This is a genomic window from Rubellimicrobium aerolatum, assembly GCF_017872975.1.
GTDB classification, from domain to species: domain Bacteria; phylum Pseudomonadota; class Alphaproteobacteria; order Rhodobacterales; family Rhodobacteraceae; genus Rubellimicrobium; species Rubellimicrobium aerolatum.
Map to the genome: position 1 here is coordinate 1 of NZ_JAGGJP010000001.1, position 13,956 is coordinate 13,956.

At 68.9% G+C, this 13,956-nt stretch carries 11 protein-coding genes and 4 pseudogenes; 11 read left to right on the forward strand and 4 right to left on the reverse strand.

The window, feature by feature from the left end; all coding sequences use genetic code 11:
* Positions 1-230 precede the first annotated feature (230 nt).
* The gene (locus J2Z33_RS00005; RefSeq protein ID WP_209836602.1) at positions 231-1,250 is read right to left on the reverse strand and encodes a LacI family DNA-binding transcriptional regulator; all 1,020 of its coding nucleotides are present in this window, start codon (positions 1,248-1,250) and stop codon (positions 231-233) included.
* Between the two features lie 306 nt (positions 1,251-1,556).
* Between J2Z33_RS00005 and J2Z33_RS00010 the strand changes: the two genes are divergently transcribed.
* From J2Z33_RS00010 to iolG, 7 genes are all read left to right on the forward strand, one after another.
* On the forward strand, positions 1,557-2,585 hold the full coding sequence (locus J2Z33_RS00010) for a sterol desaturase family protein (RefSeq protein WP_245218353.1): 1,029 nt from the start codon (positions 1,557-1,559) through the stop codon (positions 2,583-2,585).
* Positions 2,586-2,756: 171 nt separating this feature from the next.
* Complete coding sequence (locus J2Z33_RS00015) at positions 2,757-3,740, forward strand: sugar ABC transporter substrate-binding protein (RefSeq protein ID WP_209836607.1); 984 nt, start codon at positions 2,757-2,759, stop codon at positions 3,738-3,740.
* Positions 3,741-3,810: 70 nt separating this feature from the next.
* On the forward strand, positions 3,811-5,046 hold the full coding sequence (locus J2Z33_RS00020; RefSeq protein ID WP_342454093.1) for a Gfo/Idh/MocA family protein: 1,236 nt from the start codon (positions 3,811-3,813) through the stop codon (positions 5,044-5,046).
* A 194-nt stretch (positions 5,047-5,240) separates the two neighbouring features.
* Positions 5,241-5,576 (forward strand): MocE family 2Fe-2S type ferredoxin, encoded by a 336-nt coding sequence (locus tag J2Z33_RS00025; RefSeq protein ID WP_209836609.1) that lies wholly within the window; start codon positions 5,241-5,243, stop codon positions 5,574-5,576.
* A 17-nt stretch (positions 5,577-5,593) separates the two neighbouring features.
* Positions 5,594-6,418, forward strand: coding sequence for a 3-methyl-2-oxobutanoate hydroxymethyltransferase (locus J2Z33_RS00030; RefSeq protein WP_209836611.1), 825 nt, complete (start codon positions 5,594-5,596; stop codon positions 6,416-6,418).
* Between the two features lie 17 nt (positions 6,419-6,435).
* On the forward strand, positions 6,436-7,245 hold the full coding sequence (locus J2Z33_RS00035) for a TIM barrel protein (protein ID WP_209836613.1): 810 nt from the start codon (positions 6,436-6,438) through the stop codon (positions 7,243-7,245).
* Between the two features lie 12 nt (positions 7,246-7,257).
* On the forward strand, positions 7,258-8,283 hold the full coding sequence (gene iolG / locus J2Z33_RS00040; protein WP_209836615.1) for an inositol 2-dehydrogenase: 1,026 nt from the start codon (positions 7,258-7,260) through the stop codon (positions 8,281-8,283).
* A gap of 415 nt (positions 8,284-8,698) precedes the next feature.
* Here iolG and J2Z33_RS18605 read toward each other — a convergent pair whose 3' ends face one another.
* On the reverse strand, positions 8,699-8,971 hold the full coding sequence (locus J2Z33_RS18605; protein ID WP_209837513.1) for an integrase core domain-containing protein: 273 nt from the start codon (positions 8,969-8,971) through the stop codon (positions 8,699-8,701).
* Between J2Z33_RS18605 and J2Z33_RS00050 the strand changes: the two are divergent.
* Positions 8,931-9,453, forward strand: a pseudogene (locus tag J2Z33_RS00050) (integrase core domain-containing protein); the annotation flags it as partial. The gene J2Z33_RS18605 and the pseudogene J2Z33_RS00050 overlap by 41 nt on opposite strands.
* A gap of 24 nt (positions 9,454-9,477) precedes the next feature.
* Here the strand turns inward: J2Z33_RS00050 and J2Z33_RS00055 are convergent.
* A pseudogene (locus J2Z33_RS00055) lies at positions 9,478-10,839 on the reverse strand (IS30 family transposase).
* 50 nt (positions 10,840-10,889) lie between these two features.
* Positions 10,890-11,421 (reverse strand): annotated as a pseudogene (locus tag J2Z33_RS18105) (IS3 family transposase); the annotation flags it as partial.
* Between the two features lie 113 nt (positions 11,422-11,534).
* Between J2Z33_RS18105 and J2Z33_RS00065 the strand changes: the two are divergent.
* From J2Z33_RS00065 to tnpC, 3 genes and pseudogenes are all read left to right on the forward strand, one after another.
* A complete protein-coding gene (locus J2Z33_RS00065) occupies positions 11,535-11,882 on the forward strand; it encodes a transposase (RefSeq protein ID WP_245218401.1) in 348 nt (115 codons plus the stop codon).
* A gap of 73 nt (positions 11,883-11,955) precedes the next feature.
* Positions 11,956-12,309, forward strand: coding sequence for an IS66 family insertion sequence element accessory protein TnpB (tnpB, locus tag J2Z33_RS00070; RefSeq protein WP_209836621.1), 354 nt, complete (start codon positions 11,956-11,958; stop codon positions 12,307-12,309).
* A gap of 51 nt (positions 12,310-12,360) precedes the next feature.
* Positions 12,361-13,943, forward strand: a pseudogene (gene tnpC / locus J2Z33_RS00075) (IS66 family transposase).
* Positions 13,944-13,956: the final 13 nt, after the last annotated feature.

Below are 13,956 nucleotides of genomic sequence, written 5' to 3' on the forward strand. Positions count from 1 at the left end.
CCGCCAGTGGCGCTTCCAGAACGACCCCGATCACGACTGGATCGCAAAGCGCGACGCAGGGTGAGGACCGCCGGGCTCTCCCTGCGGGCCACCCGTCTCGCGCCGTTCAGGATCAGTCCTGTCCGCCGCAGCTGACCCGTCTGGAAGGCCATGCCGTCAGGCGCCGTGAAGCCTCGCCTTCATCGTCCGGCGTCCCCCACGCGTCCTCGTGCCTCGTTCTCGGTGCTCGCCTACAGGTTCTCGGCCGTTATGATGTCAAAGGGGATGAGGCGATCTGGCGGCCGCCGTGAAGGGTCCTCCATGCACTCCGAAAGGGCGCCGAGGCACTCCGATGCGAGCCGCTGGAGCGGGTGCGCGATCACGAGCGTGAGGGCCCCATCGATAAGGCCGTTCACCGTCGGCTCGATTCGGTCGTAGCCCACGACGACGATGTCCCGCCGGCTCGCCTCCTGGAGAGCCACGAGCACCCCGCTGATCCCGCCTCCCGAGACGAAAAGCCCCGCAAGGTCAGGCTCGCGGGCGAGGAGCTGTGCGGTCATTTCGCGGGCGACCACTTTATCCTCGAACGTGGGGATGGGCTCGAGCACGATGAAATCCGACGCATGCTCGCGCAGGTAGCTGCGAAAGCCCGACTCGTTCATCTCCTGGTTCCGGTAGCGCGGGCTGCCCACGAGGACGCCGATGCGGCCGGGCTTGCGGCAGATGTGGGCAAAAGCCCATCCCGCAGTGCGCCCCACCTTTCGATGGTCGAGCCCGACATAGGTCACACCCGAAGGCGCGGTGAGGGTGGAGATGAGCGCCACCGTCCGAACCCCTCGTTCGGCAAGTCTCTCCACGGCGTCGGTTACGCGTGGATGCTCGGCCGAGACCACTGCCAACGCCTCGACGCGCTGGCCCATCTCGGTCATGCGTGCGGCGACCGCCTCGGGTGAGAGGTCATCGAGATGCTCCACCTCAAGCGCCACGCCCGGATCGGCCGCCGCGGCGTCCCGCAGCGCCTGAGCGACCAGCCGATAGAAGGTGCGGTTCGACTGAAGGAGCAGCACGCCCAGACGCCGGACCGGACGACCCACGCCCAGGCGATCGCGCAGGACAGGCGTGGCGTAGAAGCCGATGGCCTCTGCGGCGGCCAGCACCTTCTCGGCGGTCGCCGGGCGCACCTTGGCGCGGCCGTTCAGCACCCGGTCGATGGTGGAGATGCTGACCCCGGCGGCCTCGGCCAAGTCGTCAATCGTGGCGCGGCGGACCATCCGGGCGCTCCCTGAAAGAACCCTTCAGGCCGGCTTTGGCCCTATGAAGGGAATGCAATAAAAGAAGGCCTTCTCAATCCTTCGTCTTCGCAGGCGCGCCTGTCAACGCTAACACAGGCAAAGACTGATGCCGGACAAAGACGCGGCCCGCGCACGAGAGATTGCCGATAGCATCGCATGGGGATGACGGCCTTGCGCCGTCGACAGAAGGAACGTTTGGCCATGTCACGGCCGAGACGTTCCCTTGGGCGCCACTGGCGACAACGACCCCCACGTGAACCGACCGGCGTTGAGGGAGGCTCGACCATGAACGATCTGGACTACGGCAAGCGCAACAAGCGGGGCGACTTCACCCCGCACGATCCCATCGCGCTGCCGCCGTTCTGGCGGGGCGCCTGGACCTTGCGCGACCTCGGGCGCTTCGTGTTGGATTATGTCTGGCCCTGGAACGCCTTCCACATGGCGACGGCGCTGGCATACTGGTACCTCGTCATCCCCGATGTCGCGACCATGCAGACCCTGTCCTGGGGCTGGGCGCTCTGGCTCTACGCGGTGAACGCGGCGGCGATCTTCGTCTTCTACGGGATCTTCGAGCTGCGCTTCTACGTGAAGCGCGCGCAGGAGACGCGGTTCAAGTACAATGGCAAGTTCCCGGCCGATCAGCCCTCGGACGTGTTCTGGTTCCAGAGCCAGAACATCGACAATTTCCTGCGCAGCTTCTTCATATCGATCCCGCTCTGGACGGCGGTGGAGGTGCTGTTCCTCTGGTGCTTCGCCAACGGCTACGTCCCGTGGCTGAGCTGGGCCGACCACCCCGTCTACCTCGCGCTCCTGGTGCTTGTTGCCCCCGCGATTCACGAGGTGCACTTTTTCTGCATCCACCGGCTGATCCACTGGGGCCCGCTCTACCGCTGGATCCATTCGGTCCACCACAACTCGGTGAACCCCTCGCCCTGGTCGTCGCTGTCGATGCACCCCGTGGAGGCGTTCCTCTACCACGCCGTCGCGCTCTGGCACCTCGTGATTCCCTCGAACCCGATCGTGGCTCTGTTCCAGCTCCACATGGCCGGTTTCGGGGCGGTGAACGGCCATCTGGGCTTCCACCGGCTCGAGATCACCGAGGACACGCTCCTCGATGGCCACGCCTACGCCCATTACCTCCACCACAAGCATTTCGAGGTGAACTACGGCGGCGACGGGCTCATCCCGCTCGATCAGTGGTTCGGCACTTGGCACGACGGCTCCAAGGAAGCCGAGGCCCGCATGGACGCCCGTTTCCAGCGCAAGGTCGAGCGGATGAACCGCAAGAAGAACACGCCGACCCCGGCCGAATAGGTCGGAAACGGGCCGAAGGGACGCGAGGAGGCACCCTCCGGCCCGGCGCGCCCCAGGGGAAGGGGACGCAAGGATCCGCCGGACGCGCCCTGCGGCGCGCCGGCCCAAGGAAGGCCCGCAAAGGGCTGCAAAGCGCCGTCGTACCGACGGCAACAGGGAGGAAGGACTGACATGACCACCAACAAGGGCCTTTGGGCCGCGCTTCTCGCCGGGGCGGCGCTCGTGGGGGCCACGGTTCCCGCCATCGCGCAGGACGGCGCGGACATCTTCGTCATCGGCGGCAAGTCCGACGACCCGTTCTGGTCCATCGTCAAGCGCGGCGCCGAGGATGCGGGCCAGGTCGTGACGGCGCAGGGTGGCACCGTCACCTGGCTCGGGCCACAGAACTACGACAACCTCGGCGCCGACGCGGCCGACCTCATCCGCACCGCCATCAGCCAGAACCCCGATGCCATCGTCGCCCCGAACTGGGTGCCAGAGGCGATGGACGAGGCCTTCAAGGCCGCGGTCGAGGCGGGCGTGCCGGTGATCGTCTACAACGCCGGCGGCATGGCGGCGTCCGACCGCCTGGGCGCCATGAACTACATCGGCAGCGACGACACCGAGGCCGGGCGCGCGGGCGGCGCCTACTTCGCCGAACACGGCGCCACGAACGTCGTCTGCGTCAACACCATCCCCGGTGCCGCGAGCCTCGAAGCCCGCTGTGCCGGCATCGCCGAGGGGATGGCCGCGAACGGCGGCGCGTCCACCCAGCTCCCCCTCCCCGCGAGCAGCTTCGGCAACCCCACCGCCGTCGCCCAGGCGATCAAGGCCGCGCTTCTTGAGGACACGACCATCGACGGCCTGATCACCATCAGCGCGGGCGACGCCGACAGCGCCGCCATCGCGGTCAGCCAGGCCGGCGTGGGCGAGACGGTCGCGCTCGGCACCTTCGACATGAACAAGGGCACGCTCGACCGCATCGCCGCGGGCGACCAGCTCTTCGCCATCGACCAGCAGCCCTACCTCCAGGGCTATCTCGCGGTGTCGCTCCTGAACGGCTACGTCAACTATGGCCTCGACGTGCCCACCGCGCCGATCCTGACCGGGCCCGGCATCGTGGACAGCACCAACATCGCGGCGACCCTTGCCGGCGTGGCGGCCGGCGCCCGCTGACAGGCCGACCGCCGGCCTCGGGTCTTCCCCGGGGCCGGCTTCTCCCTCTCGTCCAGCCCAGGATGCGTCCGTGACCTCTCAATCCTTCATGCCGTTCCCACCGCCATCCCGGCTCATGCGGCTGGGCTTCGTGGGCGGCGGCGCCGGTGCCTTCATCGGGACCATCCACGCCCAGGCCGCGCGCCTCTCGGGCCGGTGGGAGGTCGTGGCCGGCGCCCTGTCCTCCGACCCCGACCGGGCGCGGCAATCCGGCCGGGACTGGCTGCTGCCCCCTGACCGGACCTACGACGACTTCCGCGCCATGGCCCGCGCCGAAGCGGCGCACCCGCAGGGCATCGACGCCGTCGCCATCGTGACGCCCAACCACCTGCACGCGCCCGTGGCCGAGGCCTTCCTGGCCCAGGGCATCGACGTCATCTGCGACAAGCCCCTCGCGCCCAGCCTGGACGACGCGCTGCGGCTCGTGGAGGCGCAGCGGACCTCCGGCCTCGTCTTCGGCGTGACCTACGCCTACGCGGCCTATTCCATGGTCCGGCAGGCCCGCGCCATGATCCGCGCCGGCGAGCTGGGCGATCTGCGGCAGATCCACGTCGAATACTTCCAGGAGTTCGCGGCGACCCTCATCGCCGATGCCGGGGGCCGGCAGCCCTGGCGGGTCGATCCGGCCCGCTCGGGAGGCAGCTTCACCACCGGCGACATCGGGACCCATGCGGTCCACCTCGCGAGCTTCGTCACCGGTCGGCCAGCAACACGCGTGCGCGCCGACTTCCACGTCTCCGGCGAGCCGAAGGACCTGGAGGATACCGCCTTCTGCCAGATGCGCTTCGGATCCGTGCCGGGGACCCTGATGGTGAGCCAGGCCGCCGTGGGCAACCAGTGCGGGCTGCGGCTGCGGGTCTTCGGCACCAAGGCCGCCCTCGACTGGAACCAGGAGCGGGGCGACGAGCTGACCGTGACGCCTTTCGATGCCCCGGCGCAGCGCTACCAGTCCGGCTTTGCTGGCGGCCTGCACCCGGAGGCCCGCCGCCTCGCCCGGATGCCGCGCGGCTGCCCCGAGGGCATCCTCGAAGCCTGGGCCAACCTTTACACAGAGCTCGGCCTCGCGGTGGAGGCCCGCCGGACCGGCCGCGCGCTTCCCGACGGGATGCTCGCCTATCCGACCGTCCGGGACGCCGCCGCCGGCGTCGCCTTCGTCGCGGCGGCGGTGCGCTCCAACGGCTCGGGCCGCTGGGAGGACTGCGGGCTGCACGTCCCGGACCAGCCGGGCCAGGCTCCGGGGCCGAGCGCCGAGCCCGTGCCGGCCTGATGCAGGACGCGATCCCATCGCCTGCGGCCGACCGCGCCGGGTCTGGCCCACAGGTCGCCGGAGCTGTCAAGAGTGTTGCGCGAAGTGCCCCCCGAGCGTTCGTTGCCGACACCCGCCGTCAACCCTTTCCTGCGAATCTGTCCGCACGGGCCGAGAGAAGCCCGCGTGACACCAACCCGAAGGAGACCCGCCCCATGCCCGCCACCGCCGCCCTTGAAGCCCTGACCTGGGTGGACGCCTGCGCCACCGCCGACATCGACGAGGAGGACGTGATCCGCTGGGATCACGACGGCCGCACCTTCGCGATCTACCGCTCGCCCGAGGGCGACTTCTTCTGCACCGACGGGATGTGCACCCACGAGAACGTCCACCTCGCCGGTGGCCTCGTGATGGACCACGTCATCGAATGCCCCAAGCACAACGCGACCTTCGACTACCGCACCGGCCAGGCCAAGCGCGCGCCCGCCTGCGTGAACCTCCGCACCCACCCCGTCCGCGTCGAGGGCGGGCGGGTGCTGGTCGGCCTCTGACCTCCAAGGACCCCGTCATGACCCGCAAGCGCCCCACCGTCGCCGACCTCCGCGCCCTGAAGGCCCAAGGCCGCAAGCTGTCGATGCTCTACGTCACCACCCCCGAGGAGGCCGCCGCCGCCGATGCGGCCGGCATCGACCTGCTGTCCATCGAGGGCCGCTTCTTCTCGCCCGAGATGCGCGAGGCGGCGGGCGGCTGCTTCGTGCAGGTGGGCCTGCCCTACGGCCCCTTCGGGACGCTGGCCACCGCCGAGGACCACCTCCGCGCCGCCTTCCGCTTCGCGGCCATGGGCGGGGACTGCTTCTACTGCGCGGCCTCCCATGACATCCAGAAGGCGCTCTGCGACAACCACCTGCCCGTCGTCGGCCACGTGGGCCTGATCCCGTCGTGTGTCACCTGGACCGGCTACCGCGCCGTCGGCAAGACCGCCGCCGAGGCCCGCCACGTCTGGAACGAGGTCAAGCGGCTGGAGTCCATCGGCGCCTTCGGGGCCGAGCTGGAGGTCGTCCCTGACCGCGTCGCCGCCGTCCTCGCCCGGTCCACGCCGCTTCTCCTCCTCGGCATGGGCGCCGGCCCGCACGCCGACGCGCAGTATCTCTTCGCCGAGGACGTGCTGGGCCACACGGTGGGCCACAAGCCCCGCCATGCCAAGACCTACCGCGACTTCCGCGCCGACTACGACCGTCTCCAGCAGGAGCGCATCGCCGCGTTCCGCGAATTCATCGCCGACGTGGACTCTGGGGCCTACCCCGATCCCCGCCACGCCGTCCCCATCGACGACGCCGAGTTCGCCCGCTTCGTGGCGGGTCTCGACGCCGCCCCGGCGCTCGCCGCCGAATGACCCCCGGAGGAGCCCCCATGACCTTCCCCCTTGCCGCCTGCGCAGAGATGCTCTGGCGCGACCGCCCCATCGACTGGCGCGCGTCGCGCCTCCACGAGATGGGCTTCGGCGTCGGCCTCTGGAACTGGCCCGAGCACGACCTCGCCGCGCTCGAACGCACCGGCGCGACCTTCACCATCATGAACGGCTACCTGCGCGGCCGCCTCACCGACGACGAGGGCGCGGCCGAGCTGCTGGCGACCGCGCGCGAGACGGCGCAGGTCGGCAAGCGCCTGGGCGTCCAGCGCCTGAACCTCCACGGCACCGGGCTCGGCGAGGGCGGCCTGCCCGTCCGGCCCGTCGAGACCGTCACCGGGGCGATGTGGCTCAAGGCGCGCGACACGCTCTGCCGGGTCGTGGACCTCGCCGAGGCCGAGGGCGTGACCTTCACGCTGGAGAACCTGAACCTCCCCGTGGACCACCCCGGCGTGCCCTTCGCCCGCGCCGAGGATACGCTGGCGCTGGTGTCGTCCATCGACCACCCGCGCCTGCGCCTGAACCTGGATCTCTACCACGCCCAGATCGGCGAGGGGAACCTGATCGAGCTGTGCCGCACGTGCCTCCCCTGGATCGGCGAGATCCAGGTCGCGGACGTGCCGGGCCGCCAGGAGCCCGGCACCGGCGAGGTGAACTGGCCCGGCATCGCCCGCGCCCTCGTCGCCATGGGCTACACCGGCCCCGTGGGCCTCGAGTCCTGGGCCTCCGGCGACCCTCAGGCCGCCCTCGAATCCTTCCGCGCGGCCTTCACGGTCGCGGCCCCCCAACGCTCCGCCCAAGCGGCGGAATAAGGAGACACCACCATGATCCGCATCGCCGTCCTGGGCGTCGGCCGCATCGGCCGCATGCACGCCGAGAACATCGCCGCCCACCCCCGCGCCACCCTCGCCGGGGTCTATGACGTGATCGACGCCGCAGCAGCGGACGTGAGCGCCCGGCTCAGCGTCCCCGCCTTCGGCAGCGTCGAGGAGGTCCTCGCCTCCCCCGAGGTGGACGCCATCCTGATCGCCACCTCCACCCCCACCCACGCCGACCTGATCGAGAAGGCGGTCGCGGCCGGCAAGCCCATGCTCTGCGAGAAGCCCATCGACCTGAGCCTCGCCCGCGTGGACGCCTGCGCCCGCCGCATCGCCGGAACGGCCGTCCCGATCATGCTGGGCTTCGTGCGCCGCTTCGACCCCTCGCACCGCGCCGTCCGCGACGCCGTGCGGGCGGGCCGGATCGGCGACCTCCATCAGGTCGTCATCACCTCGCGCGACCCCGGCCTCGCCCCCGAGGGCTACCTCAAGGTCTCGGGCGGCATCTTCCGCGACATGACCATCCACGACTTCGACATGGCCCGCTTCGTGCTGGGCGAGGAGGTCGTGGCGGTGCAGGCCACCGGCTCCCGCCTCGTGGACCCCGCGATGATGGAGCGGCTGGGCGACTACGATACCGTCAGCATCACCCTGACCACGGCGAGCGGCAAGCAGGCGGTCATCACCAACTCCCGCCAGTCCGTCTATGGCTACGACCAGCGCGTCGAGGCGCTGGGCACACTCGGCATGGCGCAGTCCGAGAACATCCGTGCTCATCACATGGTGCTGTCCACGCAGGCGCAGACCGGCGAGGGCGCGCCCTTGCAGAACTTCTTCATCGACCGCTACCGCGAGGCCTTCGCCGCCGAGATCGGCGCCTTCGTCGACGCCGTGGAAACGGGCACGGCCCCCGAGGTCGGCTTCGAGGACGGGCGGCAGGCGCTGGTGCTGGCCGAGGCCGCGCTCCGGTCGGCCCAGGTCGGGCGGACGGTTCAGGTCAGCGAGGCCGCACGGCAATCCGAGCCGGCCTGAACGCGGCTGCCTTGAACTGTGAGAGCTCGAGATCCGAAGCGGGCATCATCATATTAAAGGGCTTCGGCCCGCCGACTCCTTCATAACGGACAGGAGCCTCGTCATTATGAAGGAGAGAACGGCGGACCGCGACTTGGATAGAGCAGATTGGCGAAGTGGGCGACACGGCATGAAAGCGACGGCCTATCTCTTACTCAGCCCAGGGGCAGGCTTGTTCGCCATCGTCCAAATCCTGCCCCCGCAACCAACCGAAACCGACCAGATCCCCCGCCCCAAGCGGGGGTGCCGTCGTCCGAAGCCGCAAACGCAACGCCGGACAAGCTCGCGTCGCCCCCTTAAGGGCTGGCCTGCCCGATCCCTAGCGTCACGCCAATGCGAAACGGATAATCCCAACGTCCCCCGTTTCACCGGACACTCAGGCGGTTGCGGTTTGGGCGGCGATGAACTTGCGAGGCGAGCGCATCGTCAGCCCGGAGTGCGGGTGGTGGGTGTTGGTGTCTTCGAACCAAGTGGGGAGCAATCCGAGACTGAACTGGCCCCCGTTTCGACCGGGCACCTGGGCATGACCATGGAGGCTCAGGGCAGCCCCAAGCACGTGCTTGTGTCTGACGCTGAGATCATCACCGATGGCGGCCGGCGCCGCCGCTGGTCGGCGGCCGAGAAGCTCCGCATGGGTGTATCGGATCATGCAGGCGCACAGCCTCCTGCTGGCCCGCCACTGCACCGAGCGGCCGGGCCTCGCCCACGACGGCAAGGTCATCGCTTGGCGGGCTGTGGCGAACGCGGGGATCGGCGGCTCGGAGGTGCGAAACATGATGCTGGAGGCCGTCGAGACGCGCTTCGGCGGCTGCCGGCCCCCCCCAACTCGTGGAGATGCTCAGCGACAACGGCTCGCCCTGCACCGCCAAGGACACCCGCATCCTCGCCCGCCAGCTCGGCCTCAAGCCCTGCTTCACGCCGGGGAAGAGCCCGCAAAGCAACGGCATCTCCGAGGCCGTTGTGCGCACCCTCAAGCGCGACCACGTCCAGGTGACCCCGCTCCCAGCGCAGAGGTCGTCCTCGGATTGCTCCCCGTCCTGGTTCGAAGACACCAACACCCACCACCCGCACTCCGGGCTGACGATGCGCTCGCCTCGCGAGCTCATCGCCGCCCAAACCGCAACCGCCTGAGTGTCCGGTGAAACGGGGGCCAGATCAGGTCGCGGCTAGCACCTCGTCCAGCGCTTCGGCGGGAGACTTCCATCCGAGAGGCCTCCGTGGCCTGCCATTGAGGGCCGCGGCGACGGCGTCGAGTTCGTCATGTCCATGCTGGCTGAGGTCCGTCCCTTTCGGGAAGTACTGGCGCAGGAGCCTGTTGGTGTTCTGGTTGGATCCGCGCTGCCATGGGCCTTGAGGATCGCAGAAGTCGACGCCGAGCCCAGTCTCGATGCGTAACTCGTCGTGCTTCGCCATCTCGGCTCCCTGGTTCCAGGTCAGCGAGCGGCGCATGTGCTGGGGTAAGGTGGTGATCGTTTGCGCGATTGCATCGCGGACCGCCTCGGCGCCATGGCCGGCGAGCGCGGGACCATTCTTGACCCGCGGCCCGTCCCCGTGGCCGAGCATCCGGGGCAGATGCAGCAGCAAGGTGGAGCACGTGGTGCGCTCGACGAGCGTGCCGATCGCCGAACTGCCGAGCCCGAGGATCAGGTCGCCTTCTCAGTGCCCCGGCACGGTCCGGTCGTGGGCCTCCGTCGGACGCTCGCTTATCATGATCTCAGGTGTCACAAACGACTTGCCACGGCCCTGGACACGCGCCCGCCCCGTGCGCACACAGGCCGTGAGCTCGCGCTTCAGCGGGTCTCGGCCTTGGACGTAGAGCGCCTGGCAGATGGCCTCGTGGCTGACACGCATGGTCTCGTCCTCGGGGAAGTCGAGCCGGAGCCGGCTCGCGATCTGCTCCGGGCTCCAAGCCTTCGCCCATCGTCGATCCTGCCGACGCCCGGCACGCCGACCCGTCCAAGCCACGCTCGCCGGCCGGATCCCATCACCGCCCGGCGCGGCGATCCGGCCGGCGAGCCGATCCTGCACATACTCGCGCAGCCTCACGTTCACCGCCAGCTTCGCCGCCTTTGGCCGACGGGCGGAACGGTCCGCGTGCCGCTGCGCCGTTGTTGCCCGGTACTCCAGACCGCCGCTCCGCGTGTCCGCATTGCGGCACAGCTCGCGGGAGATCGTGGAGGGCGCTCATCCTAGCCGGCGTGCGATCTCACGTGTGCCTTCACCTCCGACGTAGAGAAGCACCATCTCTTCGCGCTCGACGAACGATAGGTATCGCCCTGAAAGCGGCTTCGCCGACGGTGCGAGTTGCGATGGTGGCATGTCGCCAGCCTCCCGGAACCACTTGGCTCCCACAGGCGGCGACACTCCCGCATCCACAGCAGCGTCCTCGCTCGAGCGCCCCGCCAAAACCGCCGACCAGAACACCTGTCGGTGCTCGCGTCGCGCCACGGGAGGCCGGCCCGGTGATCGCATCGCCTCTCGTATCGATCGCGCCGACCGCCTCTTCCTCGTCGTCATCGCAACCTCCCACTTCAGGGGTGTTGAGACAACCGTTTGAGACCCCCCTAGCTCCCCTGATCTGAGTGATGAAGCAAGGCATCGGCCTTCCCTCTTCGCCAGATCGCCATCATTAGCGCGTCCATGACGAGCTGGGCGTCTCGCTCGGCCTTCATCGAACAGCCCGCGATCCGCCGCGGGAAAAGGTCCAACACCACCGCGACGTAGTGCCAGGTCTCAGCCGTCCAGATGTAGGTGAAGTCGGCCAGCCACTTCTGGTTGGGCCGCTCCGCTTGAAAGTCGCGTTCGAGAAGATTGTCGGCAATGACCGAGCGCGCGTCGTCGTCCTTCGGCATTCCTCGGCGCCTCGGCCTGGCTCGTAGTCCGTTCACCTTCATCAGCAGTTCTACGCCATGCAGGCCGCATGCGATGCTTTCGGCCAGGACATCGTGCCAGACCCGGCGCGCTCCTTGGTGCGGTCGCTCCTGTGGAAGCTCCGGCTGATAACCTCTGCTAGCCATTCGTCCGCGATTGCATTAACACTCGCGGGCCGGGCAGCCAAGCATGGAAGCCCGAGCGCGACACTGCCAACGCCTCACAGAGCTATGACACCGAGTCTGAGCTCAATGATCGTAAGCGCTTTGCCGCTCCCCTCCTACCGCTGAGGGTTGAGCCATGCAACTGATCCGTTGGTGGTCATGGCGATGAACGTCGATATGGACGGCTATTTGGATGGCTTTGCCGATCGCCTCGAGGTGATCGAGGGGCGGACCGGACGGCGGCGGTGGACGGAAGCGGAGAAGGCCCGGATCGTGGTCGAGAGCCTGATGCCGGGCGCCCGAGTGGCCGAGGTGGCGCGGCGGCACGGGACGACGCGATGGCATATCTACGACTGGCGCCGACCGCGGACCACGGGCTCGCTGGAGATGCTGCCGAGGCAGGACGGGTGGGCGGCACGTCCATTGCTCCGGTGGTGGTGGATCCGAAGGCCGTCGGACCCGCAATCCCCTACCAGGCGCCGCCGTCCTCCGGCACTGTCATCGAGACAATCGTCGACGATGTAACGATCCGCGCGGTGCCCGGGACTGACGAGGCGCATCTGGCGCGGGTGATCCGATCCGCACGGGCGGCGGCCCGATGATCGCGCCGCATGGGCAGCTTCGGGTCTGCGTGGCGATGCGGCCGATCGACCTCCGCAAGGGCATGGATGGGCTGGCGCTGGTGGTGCAGGAGCTCTTCGAGCTTGACCCGTTCAGCGGCGCAGCCTCCGTTTTCCGCTCCAAGCGCGGGGATCGGATCAAGGTGCTGATCTGGGACCGTACCGGGATGGTGCTCGTTCACAAGCGGCTTGAGGGCGGCAAGTTCGTCTGGCTCCAAGTGCGGGACGGGGTAATGCGGATGTCGTCGGCGCAGATCTCGGCGCTGTTCGAGGGGCTGGACTGGCGGCAGGTCCGGCCTGAGGCGGCGCGGCGACCACAGGCAGCCGGGTAGCTGCGGTGGAGTGACTCGGGGGCGTCGTTCGGCATGGCCTTCGGACTGGCCATGTGCTTGATCCAACATTTGAATGACGCTGCCCTGGCCGAAGAGAACGCCCGCCTGAACGCGCGCCTCGCCGAGACCGAGGCGACATTGGCGGAGGCGATCGAGGCTCGGCAGCGGCTGGAGAGTATCGTCGCCGAGCTGCGCCGCGAGCGCTTCGGGGCCAAGTCCGAGAAGCTCGATCCCGAGCAGTTCAACCTGCCACTCGAGGACGTCGAGATCGCGCAGGGCATCCTGGAGGCGGCACAGGAGAAGGCCCGCCGTGCCCTGAAGGACCGCGCTGTCGATGAGGAGCGTCCTGCCAACCGCAACCGTGGCCACCTGCCCAGGCATCTGCCGCGGATCGAACGGGTGATCGAGCCCGAGAGCACCCTCTGCTCCTGCGGCTGCGGCGAGATGACGAAGATCGGGGAAGATGTCTCCGAGCGGCTCGACATCGTGCCGGCGCAGTAGCGGGTGCTGGTGACCCGGCGTCCGCGCTACGCTTGCCGCCGCTGCTCCTCGGCGATGGCCCAGGCGCATGCCCCCGAGCACGTCGTGCCCGGAGGGCTGCCGACCGAGGCACTGATTGCGCAGATCATCGTGGCGAAGTTCGGGGACCATCTCCCCCTTTGCCGCCAGGCCGAGATATACACCCGGCAGGGCAATACCCTGGTCCGCGCCATGCTTGGCAACTGGGTTGGCCGCGCCTGCTTCCACCTCAAGCCCATCGTCGCGCACATGCGCGAGCATTCAAAGGCCGCAGATCGGATCTTCATGGACGAGACCCGCGCCCCAGTGCTGGACCCGGGGCGACGACGAACGAAGACCGGGTTCTTTTAGACCATCGTCGCGGACGACCGTGGACACGGCGCGGCCAGGCCGCCGGTCGTGATGTTCCACTACGCTCCCGGCCGGGGCGGGACCCACGCCGTGGCCTTCCTCGCCGGCTACCGTGGACGCATCCTGCAATGCGACGGCTATGGCGCCTATGATGCGCTGACCGGCATTGACCGGCCCGAGGGGCCTTGGGTGCTAGTGAACTGCTGGACCCATGTGCGCCGCCGCTTCGTGAAGCGGCTGGAGCACGACGGTTCGCCGATCGCCGAGGAGGCCCTCCGCCAGATCGCCGCGCTCTACGCCATTGAGGCCTCGGTCCGAGGTTTCGGCCCGGATGCCCGTCTCGCCGCGCGGCGCGAGTTCTCTGCGCCGATCGTCGCCGCCTTCCGTCCCTGGCTGGAGGCGCAGCTCTCGCGTCTTCCCAAAGCCTCGGCCCTGGCCGAGGACATCCGCTACACCCTCGGCCTCTGGCCGGGCCTCGGCCGGGTCACTGAGGACGGCCGGCTGGAGCTCGACACCAACCCGGTCGAGAATAAGATCCGGCCCATCGCGCTCACGCGCAAGAACGCCCTCTTCGCAGGCCACGAGGTCGGCGCCAAGAACTGGGCGATGTTCGCCACCCTTATCGCCAGCTGCAAGACGAGCGACGTGAACCGGTCGACCACATCACCGAGACGCTCCGCGCCCTCCTTGACGGCCATCCGAAAAGCCGGATCGAGGAGCTCATGTCGTGGCACCTCAGAAAGACGTCAAGCTGCCCCACATAGGGGGCGGGCGAGG